At 56.5% G+C, this 23,252-nt stretch carries 21 protein-coding genes; 10 read left to right on the forward strand and 11 right to left on the reverse strand.

Features of this window, described 5'->3' with window-relative positions:
* Positions 1-115 precede the first annotated feature (115 nt).
* Positions 116-1,939 carry a ribosome-dependent GTPase TypA gene (typA, locus tag AC2T6E_RS20895; protein ID WP_010436831.1) on the forward strand — a complete coding sequence of 608 codons (1,824 nt, stop codon included), beginning with the start codon at positions 116-118 and terminating at the stop codon, positions 1,937-1,939.
* A 63-nt stretch (positions 1,940-2,002) separates the two neighbouring features.
* On the opposite strand, the gene ompL is transcribed toward typA, so the two are convergent.
* The 7 genes from ompL to yihU all read right to left on the reverse strand — a co-directional run bounded on the left by ompL (position 2,003) and on the right by yihU (position 10,740).
* Positions 2,003-2,689, reverse strand: coding sequence for a porin OmpL (ompL, locus tag AC2T6E_RS20900; protein WP_416719893.1), 687 nt, complete (start codon positions 2,687-2,689; stop codon positions 2,003-2,005).
* Between the two features lie 74 nt (positions 2,690-2,763).
* The gene (locus AC2T6E_RS20905) at positions 2,764-4,188 is read right to left on the reverse strand and encodes an MFS transporter (protein ID WP_148400126.1); all 1,425 of its coding nucleotides are present in this window, start codon (positions 4,186-4,188) and stop codon (positions 2,764-2,766) included.
* A 43-nt stretch (positions 4,189-4,231) separates the two neighbouring features.
* Positions 4,232-5,614: an MFS transporter gene (locus AC2T6E_RS20910; protein WP_108417981.1), complete on the reverse strand. Its 1,383-nt coding sequence runs from the start codon at positions 5,612-5,614 to the stop codon at positions 4,232-4,234.
* A gap of 45 nt (positions 5,615-5,659) precedes the next feature.
* Complete coding sequence (locus AC2T6E_RS20915; RefSeq protein WP_486693117.1) at positions 5,660-7,684, reverse strand: alpha-glucosidase; 2,025 nt, start codon at positions 7,682-7,684, stop codon at positions 5,660-5,662.
* 16 nt (positions 7,685-7,700) lie between these two features.
* Entirely contained in the window at positions 7,701-8,942 is a 1,242-nt protein-coding gene (gene yihS, locus AC2T6E_RS20920; protein ID WP_278436050.1) for a sulfoquinovose isomerase, read from the reverse strand.
* A gap of 14 nt (positions 8,943-8,956) precedes the next feature.
* Positions 8,957-9,832, reverse strand: a complete 876-nt coding sequence (gene yihT / locus AC2T6E_RS20925) for a sulfofructosephosphate aldolase (RefSeq protein WP_214606258.1) — start codon at positions 9,830-9,832, stop codon at positions 8,957-8,959.
* Between the two features lie 17 nt (positions 9,833-9,849).
* A complete protein-coding gene (gene yihU / locus AC2T6E_RS20930) occupies positions 9,850-10,740 on the reverse strand; it encodes a sulfolactaldehyde 3-reductase (protein WP_341494760.1) in 891 nt (296 codons plus the stop codon).
* Positions 10,741-10,895: 155 nt separating this feature from the next.
* Here yihU and AC2T6E_RS20935 point away from each other — a divergent pair, with 155 nt between their 5' ends.
* From AC2T6E_RS20935 to nadS, 8 genes are all read left to right on the forward strand, one after another.
* Positions 10,896-11,792 carry a sugar kinase gene (locus tag AC2T6E_RS20935; protein ID WP_470296884.1) on the forward strand — a complete coding sequence of 299 codons (897 nt, stop codon included), beginning with the start codon at positions 10,896-10,898 and terminating at the stop codon, positions 11,790-11,792.
* Positions 11,793-11,826: 34 nt separating this feature from the next.
* A complete protein-coding gene (locus AC2T6E_RS20940) occupies positions 11,827-12,627 on the forward strand; it encodes a DeoR/GlpR family DNA-binding transcription regulator (RefSeq protein WP_032639926.1) in 801 nt (266 codons plus the stop codon).
* A 119-nt stretch (positions 12,628-12,746) separates the two neighbouring features.
* A complete protein-coding gene (gene yihX / locus AC2T6E_RS20945) occupies positions 12,747-13,346 on the forward strand; it encodes a glucose-1-phosphatase (protein WP_010436834.1) in 600 nt (199 codons plus the stop codon).
* Positions 13,340-14,221 carry a virulence factor BrkB family protein gene (locus AC2T6E_RS20950; protein ID WP_348573490.1) on the forward strand — a complete coding sequence of 294 codons (882 nt, stop codon included), beginning with the start codon at positions 13,340-13,342 and terminating at the stop codon, positions 14,219-14,221. Before yihX ends, AC2T6E_RS20950 begins: the two co-directional genes overlap by 7 nt.
* On the forward strand, positions 14,218-14,655 hold the full coding sequence (gene dtd, locus AC2T6E_RS20955) for a D-aminoacyl-tRNA deacylase (RefSeq protein ID WP_348573491.1): 438 nt from the start codon (positions 14,218-14,220) through the stop codon (positions 14,653-14,655). Before AC2T6E_RS20950 ends, dtd begins: the two co-directional genes overlap by 4 nt.
* 44 nt (positions 14,656-14,699) lie before the next feature.
* Positions 14,700-15,641 carry a fatty acid biosynthesis protein FabY gene (gene fabY / locus AC2T6E_RS20960; protein WP_010436842.1) on the forward strand — a complete coding sequence of 314 codons (942 nt, stop codon included), beginning with the start codon at positions 14,700-14,702 and terminating at the stop codon, positions 15,639-15,641.
* Between the two features lie 148 nt (positions 15,642-15,789).
* Positions 15,790-16,101, forward strand: a complete 312-nt coding sequence (locus AC2T6E_RS20965) for a type II toxin-antitoxin system RelE/ParE family toxin (RefSeq protein WP_182402094.1) — start codon at positions 15,790-15,792, stop codon at positions 16,099-16,101.
* Positions 16,102-16,392, forward strand: a complete 291-nt coding sequence (gene nadS, locus AC2T6E_RS20970; protein WP_061096529.1) for a NadS family protein — start codon at positions 16,102-16,104, stop codon at positions 16,390-16,392.
* A gap of 42 nt (positions 16,393-16,434) precedes the next feature.
* Here nadS and fdhE read toward each other — a convergent pair whose 3' ends face one another.
* From fdhE to fdnG, 4 genes are read right to left on the reverse strand one after another with little or no spacing between them, the layout of a single operon-like run.
* On the reverse strand, positions 16,435-17,364 hold the full coding sequence (gene fdhE, locus AC2T6E_RS20975) for a formate dehydrogenase accessory protein FdhE (RefSeq protein WP_010436850.1): 930 nt from the start codon (positions 17,362-17,364) through the stop codon (positions 16,435-16,437).
* Entirely contained in the window at positions 17,361-17,996 is a 636-nt protein-coding gene (fdoI, locus tag AC2T6E_RS20980) for a formate dehydrogenase cytochrome b556 subunit (protein WP_010436852.1), read from the reverse strand. The genes fdhE and fdoI overlap by 4 nt, the downstream gene beginning before the upstream one ends.
* On the reverse strand, positions 17,993-18,895 hold the full coding sequence (gene fdxH / locus AC2T6E_RS20985) for a formate dehydrogenase subunit beta (protein WP_010436855.1): 903 nt from the start codon (positions 18,893-18,895) through the stop codon (positions 17,993-17,995). Before fdxH ends, fdoI begins: the two co-directional genes overlap by 4 nt.
* 12 nt (positions 18,896-18,907) lie before the next feature.
* On the reverse strand, positions 18,908-21,958 hold the full coding sequence (gene fdnG / locus AC2T6E_RS20990; protein ID WP_486693125.1) for a formate dehydrogenase-N subunit alpha: 3,051 nt from the start codon (positions 21,956-21,958) through the stop codon (positions 18,908-18,910).
* 373 nt (positions 21,959-22,331) lie between these two features.
* Between fdnG and fdhD the strand changes: the two genes are divergently transcribed.
* Positions 22,332-23,168: a formate dehydrogenase accessory sulfurtransferase FdhD gene (gene fdhD / locus AC2T6E_RS20995; protein WP_108417970.1), complete on the forward strand. Its 837-nt coding sequence runs from the start codon at positions 22,332-22,334 to the stop codon at positions 23,166-23,168.
* The last annotated feature ends 84 nt before the right edge of the window (positions 23,169-23,252 follow it).

Below are 23,252 nucleotides of genomic sequence, written 5' to 3' on the forward strand. Positions count from 1 at the left end.
CGATCACAAAGCATCTCTGCAATACTTGTTTGCGGGGGATGTTTGTGATCCTGTTTTGTAGTGCGATTAATCCGTGTACAATAACGCGCTATTTCTAAATGCCTGAGGCAAAGTTGTGATCGAAAAATTGCGTAACATCGCCATCATCGCGCACGTCGACCATGGTAAAACTACCCTGGTTGATAAGCTGCTGCAGCAGTCCGGTACATTTGATGCTCGTGCCGAAACTCAAGAACGCGTGATGGACTCCAACGATTTGGAGAAAGAGCGTGGGATTACCATCCTCGCCAAAAACACCGCTATCAAATGGAATGACTACCGTATCAACATCGTTGATACCCCAGGGCACGCCGACTTCGGTGGTGAAGTTGAACGTGTAATGTCCATGGTAGACTCCGTTCTGCTGGTCGTTGACGCAATGGATGGCCCAATGCCCCAGACGCGCTTCGTGACCAAAAAAGCGTTTGCTCATGGTCTGAAGCCAATTGTTGTTATCAACAAAGTTGACCGTCCTGGCGCGCGTCCTGACTGGGTTGTTGATCAGGTCTTCGACCTGTTTGTTAACCTCGACGCGACCGACGAGCAGCTGGACTTCCCTATCGTTTACGCTTCTGCGCTGAACGGTATTGCAGGTCTGGACCACGAAGACATGGCCGAAGACATGACCCCGCTGTACCAGGCGATTGTTGACCGTGTTCCTGCACCAAACGTTGATCTCGACGGCACCCTGCAGATGCAGATCTCTCAGCTCGACTACAACAACTACGTTGGCGTAATCGGCATTGGTCGTATCAAGCGCGGTAAAGTTAAGCCTAACCAGCAGGTCACTATCATCGATAGCGAAGGCAAAACCCGTAACGGTAAAGTGGGTAAAGTACTGACTCACCTGGGTCTTGAGCGTATCGAGAGCGACATCGCTGAAGCGGGCGACATCATCGCCATCACCGGTCTGGGTGAACTGAACATCTCCGACACCATCTGCGATCCGCAGAAAGTCGAAGCGCTGCCAGCCCTGTCCGTTGATGAACCAACCGTATCCATGTTCTTCAACGTCAACACCTCTCCGTTCTGTGGTAAAGAAGGTAAGTTCGTTACCTCTCGTCAGATCCTTGACCGCCTGAACAAAGAGCTGGTGCACAACGTTGCGCTGCGCGTTGAAGAAACGCCAGACGCTGATGCATTCCGCGTTTCCGGTCGTGGTGAGCTGCACCTGTCAGTTCTGATCGAAAACATGCGTCGTGAAGGTTTCGAGATGGCGGTTTCCCGTCCGAAAGTTATCTTCCGCGAAATCGACGGCCGTAAACAAGAGCCGTTCGAAAACGTCACGCTGGACGTTGAAGAGCAGCATCAGGGTTCTGTGATGCAGGCTCTGGGTGAGCGTAAAGGCGACCTGAAAAACATGAATCCAGATGGCAAAGGCCGCGTACGTCTCGACTACGTGATCCCAAGCCGTGGCCTGATCGGCTTCCGTTCAGAGTTCATGACCATGACGTCTGGTACGGGTCTGCTGTACTCCACCTTCAGCCACTATGACGATGTTCGTCCGGGCGAAGTAGGCCAGCGTAACAACGGCGTTCTGATCTCCAACGGTCAGGGTAAAGCGGTTGCGTTCGCACTGTTCAGCCTGCAGGACCGCGGTAAGCTGTTCCTGGGTCACGGTGCAGAAGTTTACGAAGGCCAGATCATCGGTATTCACAGTCGTTCTAACGACCTGACTGTAAACTGTCTGACCGGTAAGAAACTGACCAACATGCGTGCGTCAGGTACTGACGAAGCAACGGTTCTGGTTCCACCGATCAAGATGACCCTGGAGCAAGCTCTGGAATTCATCGATGACGACGAACTGGTAGAAGTGACTCCACAGTCAATTCGTATCCGTAAACGTCACCTGACCGAGAACGATCGTAAACGTGCAATGCGCGGTGCGAAAGAAGAGTAATACAGGTTAGCGTTTACGCTGTCCTGTATGTAAAAAGCCGCTGAGCGATCAGCGGCTTTTTTATTAGAACGAATACCGTAATCCCAGGCGAATCCGGTACTGCTCGCGGTTGTAATCATTCCATCGGTCCAGCCACTGCAGTTCAAGATACGGCAGCCAGTTTCTGTCGATCTTATAGCTGAACTTATTGGTAATCTCCCAGTGATGGTCTTTGCCATTTTTGCTGTGGTAATCATTCACCCGCTGGAAAAAATGCGGTTCAAAGGTGTAGAAAAACGCATCCGTCACTTTGAAATTCCAGTAGTTGGCAAACTCGTGCGTGTCGTTTTTATCCATCTGCCCGTTATAGTCCGGCGTATCGTAATTGTTATGGTTATAGCGATAGCGGAACGTCAGGTTGAACCCGTCCGTAAATTTGTAGTTGGTATCTAAATAAACCGCACCACCGGACCCTGCGCTGCTGTCGTTAATCAACCCGCCGGGCTGGAAGGTGAGTTTGTCGTTCGGTTTGAAGAGCGGATACCACCCCTCTATTTCGTTATAGCTGTGCTTGAGTTCATCCCATTTCCCCACGTTATAAGCGTTGGTGAACATCAGCCCCGCGCCCATATCGAAGTTATATCCCGCGCGCAGGATCACCTCGTGCAGCTCAGAGGCCGTATTGTAGGCTTCACGCGTTTCGACATACGCTCCGGCAAATACCGGGCAGGACACAGACGACACGATCAGTACAGTAATGATTCTTTTCATAATTTGTCCATGTATCAGGTACAGAAAGGCCTCCCTCCTGATTAACAGGAAGGAAAGAATGGCCGGATTTATTGTTATAAAGTGACTGCTGACGCTTTATTGTTGGTGGTTATCTCAGGGGTATTCGCGGATTGTTTTTTCCGTTTTCCAATCTCCTCAATGATGGAAGCGAAGCGTGCTTCGTTGAGTTTATAAAAAAGTCCCATAGTGATGGCGGCGATAATCGCCAGACCGCAAGGCCAGAGAAAGATAAGCTGACGCAACCCCAGCAGCGTGCCCGCGCTCTGCACGGCATGGGGAATGTAGCCAATCTGGGTCAGCATAATCCCGGGCAGGAAACCGGCGAGCGCGGCGGAGATTTTGCGCGAGAAGGTGTAGCCGGTATACACCGACCCTTCGGCACGAATGCCGGTTTTCCACTCGCCATAATCAACCGTATCCGGCACCAGCGCCCAGTTGAGGCTGTTCACAAACGCCGTGCCGAAAAAGGCCATGCAGGAAAACAGTACGAACAGCAGGGAGCTGGTTCCCCAGAAGAAGTTCAGCACGTCGCCCACTGCCCATAGCGTCAGCCCGCCCAGATAGACCGGCTTCTTGCCAAATCGCTTCACCGCGCCCGGCACCAGAAACACGCCAATCAGAATGCAGCCCATGCTGAAGAAGCCCATCCACGACAGCAGGTGCAGATCGTTCAGCACGTACTGGGTGTAATAGACCTGAATCGCCAGCTTGATGTTAAATGCGGCGAGGGTACAGAGATTGGCGATACACAGCACCAGCAGCGGCGGGTTACGGAAAATCGCGCAGAACGATTTCAGCATGCCGGGCTTATGATGATCGGGCGTGAGCTCCACGTAGCGCTCTTTCACGCCGCTATAGCACCACCACATGCAGAACAGGCCGCCGGTGACGAACACCAGCGCGGCCGCCAGATAGCCGAGTGAGGGCTGGCTGACGAACAGCGCCTGAATGGGCATAAAGCCGACGGTGCAGAGCAGCAGTCCCACCGTTGCGCCACCCTGACGCCACGCCGCAAGCTGCGCGCGCTCGTTCGGGTTTTTGGTGATAGCCGGGACCATCGCGCCGTAGGCGCAGTTCATCAGGCTATAACAGAGGCCAAACATCATGAAGAGCACGGTGGCGAGAGCCGTTTTCACCGTCAGGCTAAAGTCGTTGGCCATAAACTGCGCCGTGGCGACCAGCGCCACCGGGACGGAAGCGTAAAGAATGAATGGCCTGAACTTCCCCCTCGGTCCGATGTTGCGCCGGGAGTCGAGCAGCACGCCGGTCAGCATGTCGGTCAACGCGGTAAAAAACTTCGCCACCAGGAAAATGATGCCGCCATAGAACGCAGGCATACCCAGTTCGTCAGTATAAAACTTCAGCAAATACAACGTCCCGATACAGAGCATCAGGTTCGAGCCAAAATCGCCCATCCCGTAGGCGCACTTCTCTCGCAGGCTCAACTTCAGGGTTAACGGATCAGTGTTATGTCTCATGGTCGATCCTCTGAGCGCCCCGTAGGGCGCTTTCTCACGTCATTTATGCCGTACGTTTGCGCAGTTCGATCTCTTCCACGATGCGCACATACATCTTCTCGTTGAGGTTGTAGAAGCAGCCCATCGCCACGATGGTGATGACCGCCAGCAGGCTCGGATAGATAAATATCAGCTGCCGCAGCCCTTCAACCGTTCCGGCGGATTGCACCACATTGGGTACATAGCCGATCTGGGTGAGCATGATCCCCGGGAAAAAGCCCGCCAGCGCCTGCGATACCTTTCGGAAGAAGGTAAAGCCGGTATAGACCGTCCCCTCGGAGCGCACGCCGGTGCGCCACTCGCCGTATTCCACGGTATCGGAGACCAGCGCCCAGTTCAGGCTGTTCACGAACGCGGAACCGAAGAACGCCAGGCAGGAGAACGCCACGAAGCTCACCGAGCCGCCGCCGAAGAAGTAGTTGAGCAGATCGCCCGCCACCCAAATCATCAGCCCGCTGATGTAGACCTTTTTCTTGCCAAAACGCCGCACCGCACCGGGCATCATAAAGACGCCGATAAAAATACAGCCCATGCTGAAGAAGCCCATATACGACAGCAGGATCGGGTCGTTCAGCACGTACTGCGTGTAGTAGACCTGGATGGCGAGTTTGACGTTAAAGGCGCCCAGCGTGCACAGGTTGGCGATGCACAGGATAAACAGCGGACGGTTCCCGGCGATGGCGCGAAACGACTGCAGCAGGCCCGGTTTTTGCGCCGGGTTTGCAGGCTGTGTCTCGACGTAACGCTCCGTCACGCCCTTATAGCACCACCACATGAAGAACAGCCCGAACAGCGAGAAGAGGGTTGCAGCGAAGATATACCCAAGCTGGTCGTTACCTTCTATCAGGTTCATCACTGGCACAAAGCCCACGGTACAGAGCAGCAGGCCCAGCGTGGCGCCGCCCTGACGCCAGGCGGCCAGCGACGCGCGCTCGTCCGGGTTTTTGGTAATGGCGGGCACCATCGCGCCGTAGGAGCAGTTCATCATGCTGAAGAACAGGCCGTACAGCATAAACAGCACCGTCGCCATCACCGTTTTACCGGTCATCTCAAACGGCGTGCCGACGAAGTTGGCAATTGCCAGCAGCGTCACCGGGAAGGCCGCATACAGTACGAACGGGCGGAACTTCCCTTTCGGGCCAATCTTGCGCCGGGAGTCGAGCATGATCCCGGTACCCATGTCGGTGAAGGCGGTAAAGAACTTCGCAATCAGGAAGATAATCCCGCCGTAGGTGCCCGGCAGCCCCAGCACGTCGGTGTAAAACTTCAGCAAATAGAGCGTGCCGATATCCAGCAGGATGTTAGAGCCGAGGTCGCCCATCCCGTAGGCGAGTTTTTCTTTAAACGGCAGTCGTAGGGTTGCCGGATCGGAAGTAAGTTGACTCATTATTATTCTCCGTCTGCCCGCAGGTTTCCCTGCGGGCGAGCCTTATCAGATATGACGTAAGGTGCTAAACAGATCTGCCCATTCGCTGTGCTGGCGATAGAACACCGGCGGCTTGCCGAGCGGAGCATCAACGGTGACGTCGCCGCCCTGGCAGGTTTCCCCGGTCCACGCATTGACCCAGCTGTCCTGCGGCAGATAGAGCATCCAGTCGCGGCGGCCCTCTTCATAAACCGGCGCCACCAGCAGGTCACGGCCAAACAGATACTGGTATTTCAGCGTGTAGGCGCGCGCGTCGTCCTCGTAGTGCAGGAATAGCGGGCGCATCACCGGCAGGCCGCTTTTCGCGTTCTGCGCAACCGCAGCTTTGATGTACGGCTTCAGGGTGGTGAAGACGGTGGTCATGCGCGCGAAGTGCGCGATGGTTTCCGCATCGCCGTCGAACTGCCAGTTATCGCCAGGGCGATTGCCCTCGTGGGTACGCATCATCGGCGTAAAGGCGCTGAAGTCGCACCAGCGCAGCAGCAGCTCTTTGCTGCGCTTCATCTCAAAGAGGGTCGTATAGCCGCCAATGTCGCTGTGGTGCAGCCCGTGCCCGGTCATCGCCAGCGACAGCGCCGCTGGTACGACGGACGCCAGACCATCGTCCAGGCTCCAGTCGACGTTCTGATCCCCGGCCCACATCATCACCGAGTGCTTCTGGCTGCCGGTGTAGCCCGCGCGCATGAAGAACAGGATCTCCCCGAGCTTGCCGGTCTCCTCCAGCGCTTCGTAGTTACATTTCGCCCACAGGGCAGGCCAGGCGTTATGCATGATCTCGGCGCTGACGCCGTTGTGCAGGAAGGTATCGGTCGGCAGGTATTCCCCGAAATCGGCCATCCAGCCGCCGCAGCCCAGCGCGATAAGGTTCTTTTTAATCACCTCTTTGTACCAGCCGTAGGCTTCCGGGTTGGTCAGGTCGATAACGCCCGCGTAGAACTCACCGAACTCAACGTGGTAATCCTTGCCGTCGGCATCTTTGGTCAGATAGCCGCGCTTCGATGCCTCTTCGCAGAGATCTTTATCGCTGGCGACGTACGGGTTGATATAGGAGAGGAACTGCACGCCTTCCTCTTTCCACTGCTCAATCCGCTCGTCAAGCTGCGGATACAACTCGCTGTTCCACTTCCAGTTCCACATTACGCGCTTACCGAAGGAGGTCATGCGGATGCCGGACCAGTCCTGAGCCCAGATGCCGTTCACCTTCACGCCGCCCTGGCGCATAACGTCGAGCTTTTGCTGACACACGTCGGTGCCGCCCTGAATACCCAGCGTCACGCCGTCGTAAACCCAGTCCGGCAGTTCAGGCTGACGCCCCAGCAGGCCGGTCATTTTTTCCAGCAGATCGACATACGTTTCTGCACATTCGAAGCGCAATGTGGCGTTATCTTCCCAGAACGCCAGCTCGTGGAAGTCCGGCGCGCTGAAGTCGAAGTTCATGTAGCAGCTGTTGTCCACGTGGCAGTAGTACTTCTGGGTACTTACGAAGGTAGGCTGCGGGAAGAAGGTCCAGTAGTAGTCGCCGCCCGCGTTCTCTTTGCAGTCGGCCTGCCAGGTCACGTAGGTTTGCTTATTGCGGCCCACGCCCTGCTCGCTGGTCCACAGCGGGAACGGCTTGCCGCGCAGATCGAAGTACGAGAACTGCTCGCCGCAGCCGTAGATATGATCTTCTGGCTGGGCCGCCAGCCGCAGCCAGATGCGGTTATGGCCGGGAGCATCGTTTTTAAGCTTCAGCTCAAGACGGCCTTCCGCATCGACGCCCACCAGCAGCGTTGCGCTCACCGCATCGCCGCGGGTAAAGCGGATCGCCCAGCCCGCGCTTTGCTGCGTGACGGTCGCGTCCGTCAGGGCAATCTTTTCGTTGAGCTTGTCTTTGATGCTGAAGTTGCCGCGAAACATCTCGATATCCGCCTCGCCTGCGCCGATCCACAGGCAAGGGGCATCCGCGGTGTGGGATAAAATCAGACGGTCCTGCCAGCGCAGGGTGAAACCACTTTCGTTATTTTTCAGGTCAATATTGTGTAGGGTACGCATAAAAACTCCGTCTTTATTATTTGGCCAGGCTATCCAGTAATCCGGCGGCTACGGCAGGGGCTAAGCCCGGTGCCAGCGGCAGGCGGGGGATCACCAGGCAGTGCAGCAGGTGGTAAATATCCTGCTTGCCGTCCCAGACTTTGGTGGTCACTTCGTTATTAGTGTCCAGCTCCTGCCACCATGAACCGTTTTCGTAATCCATCAGGTACTTGATGCAGTAATCCCACCACTTCTGGTACCAGGCTTCGTACTGCGCCTCGCCGGTGACGGTGTAGAGGGCATAGGCCGTGCCCATCGCCTCGACGATTGGCCAGCGCACGCGTTCGCGCACGATAGGCTTGCCGTCCCAGCCCACGGAGTAGACAAAGCCGTCGGCCCCGTCGGGTGCCCAGGCGTCGCGGAGGGTGGCGTGAAACAGGCCTTTCGCATCTTCCAGCAGCCACTCCGGCGGCGTTTCAAAGCGGGCTTCCAGCGCGGCGCGCAGGTGCAGCATCAGGCGTCCCCACTCGATCCAGTGTCCCGGCGTGCCGCCGTAGGCGCGGAAGCGGTGGGCGGGGTTATCGATGTTGTAATCGCGGATCGGGTTCCAGTTCGTATCAAAATGCTCATTAACGCGGTACTCCCCTTTGCGCGCCACGTCGTGAATAATCACCGAGGCGATACGCAGGGCGCGGTCGAGCCACTTACGATCGTGGGTCACGTCATAGACGATGAGGAAAGCTTCGACGGCGTGCATGTTGGCGTTACCACCGCGGTAATCTTCCGTTTTGCTGAAGGCTTCGTCCCAGGACTCGAGGCACATTTGCTCCTGTTCGCTCCAGAAGTAGCGCTCAATCACCTCGATGGCGTCGTCCAGCAGCCTGCGCGCCTCGGGGTGGCCAGTGGTGACGGCGCTCGCCGCGCCCAGCAGCACGAAGAAATGCTGATAACCCTGCTTGGACGCATCAATCACGCCTTCATCGTTTACGCAGGCGTACCAGCCGCCGTGCTGTTTGTCGCGCAGCGGGCCGTTCAGGGCATTGATGCCGTGCTCAACCAGGGCGTACGCGCCGGGACGGCCCATGTTCGCCGCCACCGCGTACACGTGCAGCATGCGGGCGGTGATCCACAGATGGGTGCCCATATCGCTGCGCACCTGCCCTTTATTGCCCAGCCAGCCAAAGCCGGTTGGTACGGCGGCGTTTTTGCCGAAATCGAAAATGCGGTCGGTCTCTTGTTCGAGCCAGCGGTTATGACTCAGGGTGTTAAACCATTTCATGTTCGGGTCCTTTCTTAACGGCGAGCCATCATTTCGTCGACGATCTCGCCCAGACGCTGCAGTTTTGGTACGGAAATATCGCGGAGCATCAGCTCCGTATCCGGCAGGCCAATCACCGATGACCAGACGGCGCGACCGGCTAAGAAGCCCGATGCCCCCGCCTGCATGGCGACGCTGACGGCGCGCGGGAATAGCTTATCGTCCACGCCGGAGGAGAGGATCACCCACGGCATAGCGATGTTCTCGTTCAGCTTCTGCGAGGCCGCCAGCAGCGCCTGCTGCGAGCCTTTGCCGAACAGCGGCATCTCCACTTTGTAGAGGTCGGCACCGCTGTCACCCAGCTCTTTGGCCGCGTCGATAATCGCCTGTTCACGGTCAAACGCGGCACCGCGACGCGGTGGACGCACAACCGGCTCGATAATGCTCAGCAGCCCGTTGTCGTGGCACAGCGTGTTGAACGCCTTCACCATCTCAAGACGCTGCTGCGGATCTTCATCACTGCGCCACAGTACCAGCAGCTTCAGCGCCTTGCCGCCATCGCGTTTCACCGCCTGCGCGTCGATGTTTTTGTCGATTACCACGCTGTCGACCGGGATCCCGTTCCCCGGAATAAACTCGTCGGCCGCCACAATCGTCGCGCAGCTTTTGGCGACGGCCTGCTGCGCCACAATTTGGCGATAGCAGAACTGCTGGTCGACGAGGATCGCTGAGGCGTACGGCGATAGAATTTTTGCCGCATTGACCTTAAAATCCGTCAGGTGCTGGTCGGTTACCGGCACCGGCGCGCCTGCCGCAGCAAACATCAGGCGCATCGCTTCGCGCTGGTCCACTGCCAGCATCGCAAAACCGCCGGAAGGTCGGGTGATATCTTTCAGGGTGTACATCGTCATTCCTCAGTCCTTTCGTATCAGTGTGATTTTTTCAGCCCGGCAGATGCGCGAACCTGTTCAAGAATGGCCGTCCAGTCTTCGCGCCCGCGCCCGGCGGCGCGTGCCTGGTTGTAAACTTCGCGGGAAGCCGCGCCCAGCGGCATCGGAACGTGGAGCTGGTTGGCCACGTCCAGGGCGATCCCCAGATCTTTATGCGCAAGGTCGATCATGAAGGCGGGTGAAAGATCCCCTTTCAGCACCTTGTTCGGCCATGAGGTGGTGAAGTGACCTTTGCCGGCCGGCGTGCCGCTCATCACCTTGAGCGCCACGTCAAAGGAGAGGCCAAGCGCTTCGCACAGTACGGCGGCCTCGGCGGAAAGGGCGTTCAGGGCGATGCTCATGTAGTTATTGATGAGCTTCACGCGGATGCCCATTCCCGGCCCGCCGGCGTTAATCAGTTCATTGCCCATCGCCATTAAGAGGGGGGTGGCGCGCTCAACCTGCTGCGCCGTACCGCCCGCCAGCAGAAGCAGCGTACCGGCGATGGCATGGTCAGAGGTGCGTCCGACGGGCACGTCCATCAGGCTGAAGCCTTGCTCAGCCATGTCGCGGATCAGCGTGTCGGTTTGCAGCGGGTGAATGGTGGACATATCAATGACCAGCGCGTCGCGGGATAACCCTTCGCACACGCCGTGCTCGCCGAACAGCACGCTGCGCACCAGGTCGCCGTTTGGCAGCATGGTAATCACGAATTCGGTATCCGTTGCTGCCTGTGCGGGCGTAGCCGCCGCCCGTGCGCCGTTTTCCACCAGCGCCTGAACCGCCTGCGGGTTCACATCAAAAACGTTAAGCTGGTGGCCCTGTTTCAACAGATTCTTCGCCATGGGTGCGCCCATCTGTCCTAAGCCGATAAATGCGATTGCTGACATGCCTCTCTCCTGTCACATCGTGTCAATTTTTGCGCGTTTGTGGTGTCTGTTTTTGATCGTATTTGTAATTTATAGTCAAAAAATTGACACGGGTCACTTTTTAAACATTTGGTGAAATTAAAATGAAGGCATCAGAAATCGCAGAAGGAATCACCATGACTCGCATCGTTTGTGTCGGCATAACCGTGCTGGATCGCATCTGGTATCTCAATGATTTACCTAAAGAAGGTGGGAAATATGTCGCAAAAGACTATACGGAAGTGGGCGGCGGTCCGGCGGCAACGGCGGCCGTGGCGGCGGCAAGGCTGGGCGCGGAAGTGGATTTTATTGGTCGGGTGGGGGACGACGATACCGGTAGACGGCTGCTGGCGGAGCTGGAGTCCCTGGGGGTGAACACCCGCTACACGCGCGTGTTTAAAGATGCGCGTTCGTCACAGTCTGCGGTGCTGGTTGACGGCAGCGGGGAGCGCGTGATTGCGAACTATCCCAGCCCCGATCTCCCTGCCGCGGCAGACTGGCTGCGTGAAATCGACTTCTCGCAATGGGATATCGTGTTAGCGGACGTGCGCTGGCATGACGGCGCAAAGCAGGCGTTTACCCTTGCCCGTCAGCAGGGTGTGCCGACCCTTCTTGATGCGGATGTCACCCCGCAGGACATCGCGGATCTGGTTGCCTTAAGCGATCATGCGGCCTTCTCCGCACCGGGACTCCGGCGCTTAACGCAGCGGGAGGAAACTGAAGACGCGCTGAAAAAAGCACAAACGCTCACAAATGGACATGTTTACGTCACGCAGGGGCGTGACGGCTGCTTCTGGCTGGAAAATGACACGCTGTGCCATCAGCCCGGCTTTGAGGTCAACGTCATTGATACCACCGGGGCGGGCGACGTTTTCCATGGCGCGCTGGCGTTCAGCCTGGGACAGCAAACGCCTTCAGCCGACGCCGTGCGTTTTGCCAGCGCCGTCGCAGCCCTTAAATGTACAAAGCCCGGCGGGCGCGCGGGTATACCCGACTGTGATCAAACCCGCTCTTTTTTGTCACTTTTTGTATAAAATGCGGGGCGTGATGGTTTTCAGAGGACAGCCCATGAGCCTTACCGAACTGACCGGCAACCCGCGTCACGATCAGCTGCTAACGTTGATTGCCGATCGCGGCTATATGAACATTGATGAACTGGCACAACTGCTGGATGTCTCCACGCAAACGGTGCGCCGGGATATCCGCAAGCTCAGCGAGCAGGGGCTGATCACGCGTCATCACGGCGGCGCGGGCAGGGCATCCAGCGTGGTGAACACGGCATTCGAGCAGCGTGAAGTCTCGCTTACCGAAGAGAAGCGGGCCATTGCTGAGGCGATTGCGGACTATATTCCCGATGGTTCGACCATCTTTATCACTATCGGGACGACCGTGGAGCATGTTGCCCGGGCGTTGCTTAACCATAATCATCTGCGCATCATCACCAACAGCCTGCGGGTGGCGCATATTCTGTATAAGAATCCGCGCTTTGAAGTCATGGTGCCGGGTGGCACGCTGCGTCCGCATAACGGCGGCATTATCGGCCCGGCGGCCACGGCATTCGTATCAGGATTCCGCGCGGATTACCTGGTCACCAGCGTCGGGGCGATCGAACACGACGGTGCGATGATGGAATTTGACGTCAATGAAGCCAGCGTGGTGAAAACCATGATGGCCCACTCTCGCCACATTCTGTTAGCGGCCGATCATACGAAATATCAGGCGTCTGCGGCGGTGGAAATTGGCAACGTTGCGCAGGCGACGGCGCTCTTCACCGACGAACTGCCCGGTTCGGCGCTGCAAAATCATCTCAAATCCAGCAAAGTTGAAATTGTTGAAGTGATTTCAACCGACGAACAGCAGGCAGGCTAACGCTTCTCCTGGCCCGACATTCACGTTCGGGCCATTCATTTCTTTAAGCTGAATCTCACGCATAGCCAAACCTTATCTTTCCCGCTACAGTTACTTTTCCACGGCGAAAGGAGATAAACATGCTTTATATCTTTGACTTAGGAAATGTAATCGTCGATATCGATTTTAATCGGGTGCTGGGCGCATGGAGCGATTTTAGCCGTGTTCCCCTGGCGACGTTAAAACAGAATTTCGCGATGGGTGAGACCTTCCACCAGCACGAGCGCGGCGAGATAAGCGATGAAGAATTCGCAGAGCGCTTCTGCCATGAAATGGATCTGCCGTTAAGCTATGAGCAGTTTTCTCATGGCTGGCAGGCAGTCTTTGTCGCGATCCGCCCGGAAGTCACCGACATCATGCATAAACTGCGCGAGCAGGGGCATCGCGTGGTGGTGCTGTCAAATACCAACCGCCTGCATACCACGTTTTGGCCGGATGAATACCCGGAGATCCACGCGGCAGCGGATAAAATCTATCTCTCCCAGGAGATGGGCATGCGCAAGCCTGAAGCGCGTATTTATCAGGCGGTTCTGCAGGAAGAAGGATTCTCCGCGGCTGATGCGGTCTTTTTCGACGACAACGCCGATAATATAGAGGGAGCTAACCAGTTAGGTATCACGTCAATTCTGGTGACCGGAAAAGAGACGATACCGAACTATTTTGCGAAGCAGTTATGCTAAAAACCGTTCATCAAAAAGCCACGCACCATACTCGGCCGCTTCGGGCATGGCTGAAGCTGCTCTGGCACCGCATTGATGAGGACAACATGACGACGCTGGCGGGGAATCTCGCCTATGTGTCGTTGCTCTCACTGGTGCCGCTGGTGGCGGTCATCTTTGCCCTGTTTTCCGCGTTTCCGATGTTTGCAGATGTCAGCCTGCAGCTTCGCCATTTTGTTTTCGCAAACTTCATTCCGGCCACCGGCGACGTCATACAGAACTATATTGAGCAGTTTGTCGCCAACTCCAGCAAGATGACGGCGGTGGGGGCATGTGGGCTTATTGTTACCGCGCTGCTGCTGATGTACTCCATCGACAGTGCGCTCAACACCATCTGGCGGAGCAAAAAAGTCCGCCCGAAGGTTTACTCCTTTGCCGTCTACTGGATGATTTTAACCCTTGGCCCATTGCTGGCGGGGGCAAGCCTGGCGATCAGTTCCTACCTTCTTTCGCTGCGCTGGGCGAGCGACTTAAACAGCGTGATCGATAACGTGCTGCGTATCTTCCCGCTGATTTTATCGTGGCTTTCGTTCTGGCTGCTCTACAGCGTGGTACCAACCACGCGCGTACCCAACCGGGATGCCGTGGTGGGTGCGCTGGTCGCGGCGCTGCTCTTTGAGCTGGGCAAGAAAGGATTCGCGCTTTATATCACCATGTTCCCTTCTTATCAGCTGATTTACGGCGTGCTGGCGGTGATCCCCATTTTGTTTGTCTGGGTCTACTGGACGTGGTGTATCGTCTTGCTTGGTGCCGAAATAACTGTCACTCTCGGGGTCTACCGCGAACTCAAAAAAGCAGCAGAAGCTGAAAAACTACAAGAAGCAGACCAACCATGATTGCATTGATTCAGCGCGTAACCCGTGCCAGCGTCACCGTGGCGGATGAGGTGACGGGTGAAATTGGCCCAGGACTTTTGGTGCTCCTGGGTGTCGAAAAGGATGACGACGAACAAAAAGCCAACCGCTTGTGTGAGCGCGTACTGGGCTACCGCATCTTTAGCGATGCGGAAGGCAAGATGAACCTCAACGTCCAGCAGGCGGGTGGAAGCGTGCTGGTGGTTTCCCAGTTTACGTTGGCCGCAGATACCGAACGTGGCATGCGGCCTGGTTTTTCTAAAGGTGCTGCGCCAGAACGCGCAGAAGCCCTTTACGAGTACTTTGTTGAGCGCTGCCGTCAGCAGGAAATGAATACGCAAACCGGACGATTCGCTGCAGATATGCAGGTATCGCTGGTGAACGATGGCCCCGTCACATTCTGGCTCCAGGTATGAGCCAACTGGCGGCGTGGCCGCGGGTAACCAGAGAGAGTACAGCTATGTATCACCTTCGAGTACCGCAAACGGAAGAAGAGTTAGAGGTCTACTACCATTTCCGCTGGGAAATGCTGCGCAAACCCTTACATCAACCTAAAGGGTCTGAACGTGACGCCTGGGATGCGATGGCGCACCATCAAATGGTGGTGGATGAAGAGGGTAACCTCGTCGCCGTTGGGCGACTGTATATCAATGCCGACAATGAAGCCTCTATTCGCTTTATGGCGGTTCACCCGTCAGTGCAGGATAAAGGGCTCGGTACCCTGATGGCGATGACGCTGGAGTCCGTCGCCCGTCAGGAAGGCGTTAAGCGCGTCACCTGTAGCGCCCGTGAAGACGCCGTCGAGTTCTTTGCCAAGCTCGGTTTTGTTAACCAGGGAGAAATTACTGCCCCGCAGACCACGCCGATTCGCCACTTTTTGATGATCAAACCCATCGCCACGCTGGATGACATTCTGCATCGTGCGGACTGGTGCGGTCAGCTGCAGCAGGCGTGGTATGAGCACATTCCGCTCAGTGAAAAAATGGGCGTGCGTATTCAGCAGTACACAGGGCAGAAATTCATTACGACCATGCCGGAGATCGGCAACCAAAACCCGCACCATACCCTTTTTGCAGGTAGTCTCTTCTCGCTGGCGACCCTTACCGGCTGGGGGCTCATCTGGCTAATGCTGCGCGAGCGTCATCTGGGCGGCACCATTATTCTTGCTGATGCACATATTCGCTACAGCGCCCCTATCAGCGGCAAGCCTAGCGCGGTGGCCGATCTCGGTGCGCTGGGTGGCGATCTTGACCGTCTGGCGCGAGGCCGCAAAGCGCGCGTACAGATGCAGGTTGAGCTGTTTGGCGATGAAACGGCGGGCGCGGTGTTTGAGGGAACGTATATCGTCCTTCCTGCGAAGCCCTACGGCGCGTATGAAGAGGGTGGGAACGAGGAGGAGTAACGGTCATCTGGAAAGCGGCTCGCAAATACACAACGTAGCAGGAAGTACCATTCGCTTTATTCAGCGTATCCCTTTAACGTAATTAGCCAGGGGTACGTCATTGACGTACATTGAGCATTTGTTACTATAAGCCAATGGCGTATGATTAATGCTATTCATTGAAACGGATATTTTCACAGAAGACGTCAAAACGTTACTGGATGACGACGAATATCATAGGTTCCAGATATTCCTGGCTACGCAACCGGAGTACGGCGATCTTATCCAAAATACGGGAGGCCTGCGAAAGATTCGCTGGCTTGCTGGCGGTAAGGGGAAGCGTGGTGGAGTCAGAGTCATCTATTTTCATCGTACGCGTGAGTTTGAAATCAGGTTGCTGCTCATCTATCGTAAAGGGATCAAAGATGACCTCTCCGCGAGTGAGAAAGCCATTCTGAAAAAGATGATTGAGAGGTGGTAAATGGATAAGGCGCTGTTTGAGCGGTTAACCCAAAGCATGGCGCAAATGAACGAAATTGCCGAGGGCAAACGTGAGCCATCGCGCACCTTTCAAATCGATGCGATGAAAATTAAAGAAATCCGTCAGGCATCCGGTCTCTCACAGAGTAAATTCGCGAATCTCATCTCTGTCAGTGTTGATACGTTGCGTAACTGGGAACAGGGCAGACGTTCGCCTACAGGCCCGGCTAAAGCGCTGCTGCGGGCTATTGCCAACGATCCTCAGCATGTTATCCCTGCACTTTCGCAGTAATTAGCCCGGTAGCAAAGAGGCTGACCGGGCTAAATGGGGAGACTACTCCCCTTCACCCGGGAACAGGAACGGGTTAATCGAGCTACGGGCAAAGCCCTCCTGCTCCATCTTCGCGTCCAGAATCAGCGAGGCGAGATCGTCGGCCACCGCTTCGACTTTCGGGTCTTTTTCCTGATACAGAATCTTCAGGTAGGTTCCGCAGTCGCCGCAGCTTTCCGCTTTCACCGCCGCTTCTTCGTTTTCCAGCGACCAGTAGTTCAGATCGCGGGTCTGCTCGCAGTTGCTGCACTTGATGCGCACCACGTGCCACTCGGTTTCACACAGGTTGCAGTGCAGGTAGCGCAGCCCCTGAGTGGTACCGATTTGCACCATGCTGGAGACCGGCATTGAGCCGCAGACCGGGCAGAACTGACGCGCTTCACCGTATTCGGCGCGGGCTTTGCCCGGGATCAGGCTTGCCATTTGCGCCCAGTAGAGCGACAGCGCGGCCCAGATAAACGGCGCTTTATCGCTGCTGACCAGAGAGAAGTCAGAGGCAAACAGCGCGCTCGCCATCTCTTCCAGCTCCAGGTCAGAAGCTTTTTCCAGATTCTCGATAACCGCCAGCGCGGTACCGCTCATCTCAGGCTTCAGCTCGGCAATCAGCGAATGCAGCAGCTTTTGCCAGTGCTTGTCGCGCGGCAGGACGTGAATGTCCAGCGGCGGCTTGCCCTGCGCGTTGGCTTCTTTGATGCGCGCGGTCAGATCCATTTGCAGCGGGTGGTCGTACAGCACCACTTCCTGCGCGTGGGCAACCAGCGCGGCAAAGCGCAGAAAATCACCCAGCGGGTTGTTCTCTGCCAGCTCGCGCAGACGCTCTGCGCGGCGGTTGTAGAGGTTCTTGAGTCTGGGGAATAACAACGGCGGAATATAATCCGCCGTGCGTTTCTCGCTCGACCCCAGCTCATCTTGCGGGATTATGCGAATACTCATTCAGATGACTTTTCCTGTTTCTGGCGGACTTCACGGTACCAGCGCGGGTGATGTTTCTTCGCCCACGTACTGGTTACCCATCCTTCCACCATCGCGGTAATGGTGCCTTTCACCCAAAGGGCGGCGTAGATATGCACCATGATAACCACAATTAACGCCACTGCGGCAAATGAATGCAGCATCAGCGCGAATCGGATCACCGGGATTGAGAAAGCAGGCGCAAAGTACGGACGCCAGATGATCACGCCGCTCACCAGCAACAGGACCAGGAAGATAATCGCCGCCCAGAATACGCATTTCTGGCCGAAGTTATAACGCCCGGTATCACCTACTTCCTCGTTGACGACGATCTTACGAATATTCTTCGCCCAAAAGATATCATCCCGATTGATTAGGTTATGGTGCCAGTAGCGGAAAAACATGATGATAAACGAGGCAAACATCACCACACCCACAAACGGGTGAAGGATGCGCGCCAGCTGCGGCGTGCCCAGTACCTGCATCAGCCAGTTGAAGGACGGGAAGAAGAACCCCAGCCCGCTTATCGCCGCCAGCATGAAGCAGAAGGCAGTGACCCAGTGGTTGATGCGTTCCGGCGCGGTGTAGCGCACGATGGTGTCACGTTTTCTCATTTGCGCACCTCGTCTTTCTCTTCATGCAGGTTGTCGTCTTCCTCTTCCGCACGGTTCGGACCAACGCCGACGTAGTGGAAGATGCTCGCTGCGAAGGTGGCAGCAAACCCTACCGCTGCCAGCGGTTTCCAGATGCCTTTCCAGAACTTCACGGTGGCGCTGATTTCCGGGTTCTCCGGCAGGCCGTGATACAGGTTCGGCTTGTCGGCGTGGTGCAGCACGTACATCACGTGCGTACCGCCAACCCCGGCCGGATCGTACAGGCCCGCGTTATCGTAACCACGGGTTTTCAGCTCGCCCACGCGCTCTGCCGCCAGCGTTTTCATATCCTCTTTGGAGCCAAAGTGGATAGCGCCGGTTGGGCAGGTCTTCACGCACGCGGGCTCCTGGCCGACGGTGACGCGGTCAACGCACAGCGTGCATTTGTAGACGCGGTTGTCTTCCGGGTTCAGGCGCGGTACGTCGAACGGACAGCCCGCGATGCAGTAGCCGCAGCCGATGCACTGTTCGGACTGGAAGTCGACGATGCCGTTAGCATACTGAATGATAGCCCCTTCTGACGGACATGCCTTCAGGCAGCCCGGATCCGCACAGTGCATACAGCCGTCTTTGCGGATAAGCCATTCCAGCTTGTCGTTCTGCTCCACTTCCGAGAAACGCATCACCGTCCAGGACTTGGCGGTCAGGTCCGCCGGGTTGTCGTACACCCCGACGTTGTGACCCACTTCGTCACGCAGATCGTTCCACTCTGAACAGGCCACCTGACAGGCTTTACAGCCGATACAGGTGGTCACGTCGATAAGCTTCGCCACTTCCTGCTGGTGGTCCCGCGCCTGAGGCGCGGGCGTGAAACTGTTTGTCGCGGAACGACGGATAATGTCTTGAGATTGATAAGCCATAAGTCGTCTCCGTTACACCTTTTCCACGTTCACGAGGAAGGCCTTAAACTCCGGCGTCTGCGTGTTCGCATCGCCGACGAACGGCGTCAGGGTGTTCGCAATGAACCCTTTCTTCGCCACGCCCTCATAACCCCAGTGGATCGGGATACCGATGGTGTCCACCTGCTGTCCGTGAACGTTCAGCGTGCGAATACGCTTGGTCACCACCGCCTTGGCTTTGATATAGCCGCGGTTAGAGGAGACCTTCACGGTATCGCCATGGGCGATGCCGAGCTTGCCCGCCAGCTTCTCGCCGATCTCCACAAACTGTTCCGGCTGAGCGATGGCGTTAAGCAGCGCGTGCTTGGTCCAGTAGTGGAAGTGCTCGGTCAGACGGTAGGTGGTGCCCACGTACGGGAACTTGTCCTTTTTACCCAGCGCGTCAAAATCGCCCTTAAAGATACGGGCTGCCGGGTTAGAGACCACGTTCGGGTGCAGCGGGTTGGTGCCCAGCGGCGTCTCAAACGGCTCGTAGTGTTCGGGGAACGGACCTTCCGCCATCTTATCGATAGCAAACAGGCGTCCCATCCCTTCTGGCTGCATGATAAACGGCCCAACGTCACTGCCTGGTGCGGCAGTGCTGTAGTCCGGAATATCCACGCCGCCCCATTTCGCGCCGTCCCACTTCAGAAGCTGACGCTTCGGATCCCACGGGTTGCCCTGCGGGTCAGCGGATGCGCGGTTATAGAGGATGCGGCGGTTGAGCGGCCACGCCCATGCCCAGCCCAGCGTATTGCCGAGGCCCGACGGGTCGGCGTTATCGCGGTTGGCCATCTGGTTGCCTTTCGGCGTCCAGCTACCGGCAAAGATCCAGCAGCCGCTGGAGGTCGTGCCGTCATCGCGCAGGTGTGCGAAGGTGCTGAGCTGATCGCCTTTCTTCGCCAGCACGGTACCGGTGGCCGGGTCGATAACGTCCGCCAGCGCCTTACCGTTGCTCTCCATCGCCACTTCTTCTGGCGCAGGGTTTTCCGGCGTCGAGTAGTTCCAGCTCATGTTCAGCACCGGTTCCGGGTTCGCGCCACCTTCTGCCGCATACATCTTACGCAGGCGTAAGAAGATACCGGCCAGGATCTCGCCGTCGTTCATGGCGATGCCCGGGGCGTCCGCGCCTTTCCAGTGCCACTGCAGCCAGCGTCCGGAGTTGACGATAGAACCGTTCTCTTCCGCGAAGCAGGTCGACGGCAGACGGAACACTTCGGTCTGAATCTTCGATGGATCGACGTCGTTCGATTCACCGTGGTTCTGCCAGAAGGTCGAGGTCTCGGTATTGAGCGGGTCAATCGTCACCAGGAACTTCAGCTTCGACAGAGACTCAACAACCTTGTTCTTGTTCGGGAACGAGGCAACCGGGTTAAAGCCCTGGCACAGATAGCCGTTCACTTTGCCCTGGTGCATCATCTCGAAATACTGCAGAACGTCGTAGCCTTTGTCCCACTTCGGCAGCCAGTCAAAGCCCCAGCTGTTTTCCGCCGTCGCTTTGTCGCCGTAGAAGGCTTTCATCAGCGAGACGAAGAACTTCGGATAGTTGCCCCAGTAGTTCACCTGGCCTTCGAGCAGCGGTTTTGGCGTGCTGGCCGTCAGGTAGGTTTGCAGGTCAGGCTGTTTCTCGCTTGGCAGGTTCATGTAACCCGTCAGGCTTTGAGACAGCAGGCCGAGGTCGGTCAGACCCTGAATGTTGGAGTGACCGCGCAGGGCGTTCACGCCGCCGCCTGCCATCCCCATGTTGCCGAGCAGCAGCTGCACCATTGCCATGGTACGGATGTTCTGTGCACCGATGGAGTGCTGCGTCCAGCCAAGTGCATACAGGAACGACGCGGTTTTGTCTTTCGCGCTGGTTTCGGCGATTAGCTCGCACACCTTCAGGAAGTCCGCCTTCGGCGTACCGCAGATGTTTTCGACAACCTCCGGCGTGTAGCGGGAAACGTGCTCTTTCAGCAGGTTCCACACGCAGCGCGGGTGTTGCAGGGTGGTGTCGCGCTTCGCAAAGCCTTTCTCGTCCAGCTCGTAGTTCCAGCTGGTTTTGTCGTATTTGCGTTTCTCGGCGTCATAACCGCTGAACAGGCCATCTTCGAAGTGGTAATCCTCACGCACGATCAGGCTGGCGTTGGTATAGGCTTCGGTGTATTCGCGGTTATATTTTTCGTTGGTCATCAGGTACAGCAATACGCCTGACAGGAAAGTGATGTCAGTACCTGAACGAATAGGGGTGTAGAAATCCGCCACTGACGCAGTACGCGTAAAGCGGGGATCGATCACAATCAGTTTCGCACCGTTGTGGATTTTGGCTTCCATCGCCCAGCGGAACCCGACAGGGTGCGCTTCAGCGGCGTTACCGCCCATCACCACAATGAGGTTGGCGTTCTTGATGTCGACCCAGTGGTTGGTCATCGCACCGCGACCAAATGTTGGAGCAAGACTTGCTACCGTTGGTCCGTGTCAGACACGCGCCTGGTTGTCGACCGCGAGCATACCGAGTGCGCGCGTAAATTTCTGGGTTAAATAACCGGTTTCGTTGCTGGAAGCAGAGGCACACAGCATCCCGGTGGAGAGCCAGCGGTTGACCGTGACACCGTCGGCGTTCTTCTCAACAAAGTTGGCATCGCGGTCTTCTTTAATATGTTTTGCGATGCGGTCGAACGCCTCTTCCCAGCTGATTTGCTGCCACTTGTCTGAGCCTGGCGCGCGGTATTCCGGGAATTTCAGGCGGCTTTCGGAGTGGATAAAGTCCACCAGACCAGCCCCTTTCGGGCACAACGCTCCACGGTTGACCGGATGGTCCGGGTCGCCTTCGATGTGGAAGATAGACGCTTTGGCATTTTTTGCACCGTCGCCGAGGCTATACATCAACAGCCCACAGCCGACGGAGCAGTACGTACAGGTGTTACGGGTTTCACGGGTGCGCAGCAGTTTATACTGCCGCGTTTCCGCCAGCGCTACGCCGGGCGCGAAGCCCAGTGCCGCTGCCGTTGTGCCTGCCATACCGCCAGCGCAGATCTTAAAGAACTGCCTTCTGCTGACCTGCATGGGTCACTCCTTGTTTCGACATTGCTTACATATGTAGTTTTAACTTCGCGGTTGAGAATTGACCGCAAAGGAGAAAAATTTGCGTTAATCCCTCATTTCTCCGAGGGATATCACCAGAATACCACAATGTCGGTACGCCTGTTCCAATGGCGTTAAAACAAAGTGAACGTATTATCACCCTGTTGACTATAAAATGTGATACCAATCACATTATTAACCCTGCATGTTAAAGGGGTGTAGCATGCGTTTTGTTGTACCTCTCACAAGTGAGTAGGTAAACTTGATGCTGAAAAGTTGATCCATACTATGCGTAAGCCCTGTTGTTTGTGATGCAATAGCAGGCTCACCTCCGTGGTTGTTCAGGAATACCGTTGTGTCTAAACAAAACCGTGCTACCCACTCGTTACCCCTGCCTGCGGGCGTTGTGGAACTGTCGGTACACAGACCGCCCCACATTACCCATGCCACGCCCGATTTTCTGGCGGAAGAGGTGCCCGTTGCGCTCGTTTACAACGGTATCTCGCACGTGGTGATGATGGCTTCGCCGAAAGATCTTGAGCTGTTCGCCATCGGTTTTTCCCTCTCGGAAGGCATCATCGACCATCCGCAGGAGATCTACGGCATGGACGTTGTGAAGGCGTGTAACGGCCTTGAAGTGCAAATCGAGCTTTCCAGCCGCCGCTTTATGGGGTTAAAAGAGCGTCGACGCGCGCTGGCCGGACGCACCGGCTGCGGCGTGTGTGGTGTTGAACAGCTCAACGATATCGGCAAGCCCGTTACGCCACTGCCGTTTACCCAGACGTTTAACCTCGCCAACCTCGATAAGGCACTGGAACACCTCAACGATGTACAGCCCATCGGTCAGCTGAGCGGCTGTACGCACGCGGCGGCGTGGGTTCTGCCATCGGGCGACATTATCGGTGGTCACGAAGACGTGGGCCGCCATGTGGCGCTGGATAAGTTGCTCGGTCGCCGCGCGCGTGAAAGTGACGTCTGGCAGCAGGGGGCTGCGCTCGTTTCCAGCCGCGCCAGCTACGAGATGGTGCAGAAAGCCGCCATGTGCGGCGTGGAAATTCTGTTTGCGGTCTCAGCGGCAACGACGCTGGCGGTGGAAGTGGCAGAACGCTGTAACCTGACGCTGGTGGGGTTCTGCAAGCCTGGAAGGGCGACGATTTACACGCACTCACAGCGACTAATTGTTGATCAGTAATTTTGAAAGAGAATAGCAAATCCTTCCGCTTTTAGTTGATCGGGATGAGGTCTAGTATTTATCTCATCAAGGCACGGTGCCTTA

This window comes from Enterobacter sp. B79-1 (assembly GCF_057444735.1).

What these genes read in the sequence shown, in the direction of transcription:
- ompL (WP_416719893.1), bottom strand. Translation starts at nt 2,689, where the DNA reads ATGAAAAGAATCATTACTGTACTGATCGTGTCGTCTGTGTCCTGCCCG.
- AC2T6E_RS20905 (WP_148400126.1), bottom strand. Translation starts at nt 4,188, where the DNA reads ATGAGACATAACACTGATCCGTTAACCCTGAAGTTGAGCCTGCGAGAG.
- AC2T6E_RS20910 (WP_108417981.1), bottom strand. Translation starts at nt 5,614, where the DNA reads ATGAGTCAACTTACTTCCGATCCGGCAACCCTACGACTGCCGTTTAAA.
- AC2T6E_RS20915 (WP_486693117.1), bottom strand. Translation starts at nt 7,684, where the DNA reads ATGCGTACCCTACACAATATTGACCTGAAAAATAACGAAAGTGGTTTC.
- yihS (WP_278436050.1), bottom strand. Translation starts at nt 8,942, where the DNA reads ATGAAATGGTTTAACACCCTGAGTCATAACCGCTGGCTCGAACAAGAG.
- yihT (WP_214606258.1), bottom strand. Translation starts at nt 9,832, where the DNA reads ATGACGATGTACACCCTGAAAGATATCACCCGACCTTCCGGCGGTTTT.
- yihU (WP_341494760.1), bottom strand. Translation starts at nt 10,740, where the DNA reads ATGTCAGCAATCGCATTTATCGGCTTAGGACAGATGGGCGCACCCATG.
- AC2T6E_RS20935 (WP_470296884.1), top strand. Translation starts at nt 10,896, where the DNA reads ATGACTCGCATCGTTTGTGTCGGCATAACCGTGCTGGATCGCATCTGG.
- AC2T6E_RS20940 (WP_032639926.1), top strand. Translation starts at nt 11,827, where the DNA reads ATGAGCCTTACCGAACTGACCGGCAACCCGCGTCACGATCAGCTGCTA.
- yihX (WP_010436834.1), top strand. Translation starts at nt 12,747, where the DNA reads ATGCTTTATATCTTTGACTTAGGAAATGTAATCGTCGATATCGATTTT.
- AC2T6E_RS20950 (WP_348573490.1), top strand. Translation starts at nt 13,340, where the DNA reads ATGCTAAAAACCGTTCATCAAAAAGCCACGCACCATACTCGGCCGCTT.
- dtd (WP_348573491.1), top strand. Translation starts at nt 14,218, where the DNA reads ATGATTGCATTGATTCAGCGCGTAACCCGTGCCAGCGTCACCGTGGCG.
- fabY (WP_010436842.1), top strand. Translation starts at nt 14,700, where the DNA reads ATGTATCACCTTCGAGTACCGCAAACGGAAGAAGAGTTAGAGGTCTAC.
- AC2T6E_RS20965 (WP_182402094.1), top strand. Translation starts at nt 15,790, where the DNA reads ATGCTATTCATTGAAACGGATATTTTCACAGAAGACGTCAAAACGTTA.
- nadS (WP_061096529.1), top strand. Translation starts at nt 16,102, where the DNA reads ATGGATAAGGCGCTGTTTGAGCGGTTAACCCAAAGCATGGCGCAAATG.
- fdhE (WP_010436850.1), bottom strand. Translation starts at nt 17,364, where the DNA reads ATGAGTATTCGCATAATCCCGCAAGATGAGCTGGGGTCGAGCGAGAAA.
- fdoI (WP_010436852.1), bottom strand. Translation starts at nt 17,996, where the DNA reads ATGAGAAAACGTGACACCATCGTGCGCTACACCGCGCCGGAACGCATC.
- fdxH (WP_010436855.1), bottom strand. Translation starts at nt 18,895, where the DNA reads ATGGCTTATCAATCTCAAGACATTATCCGTCGTTCCGCGACAAACAGT.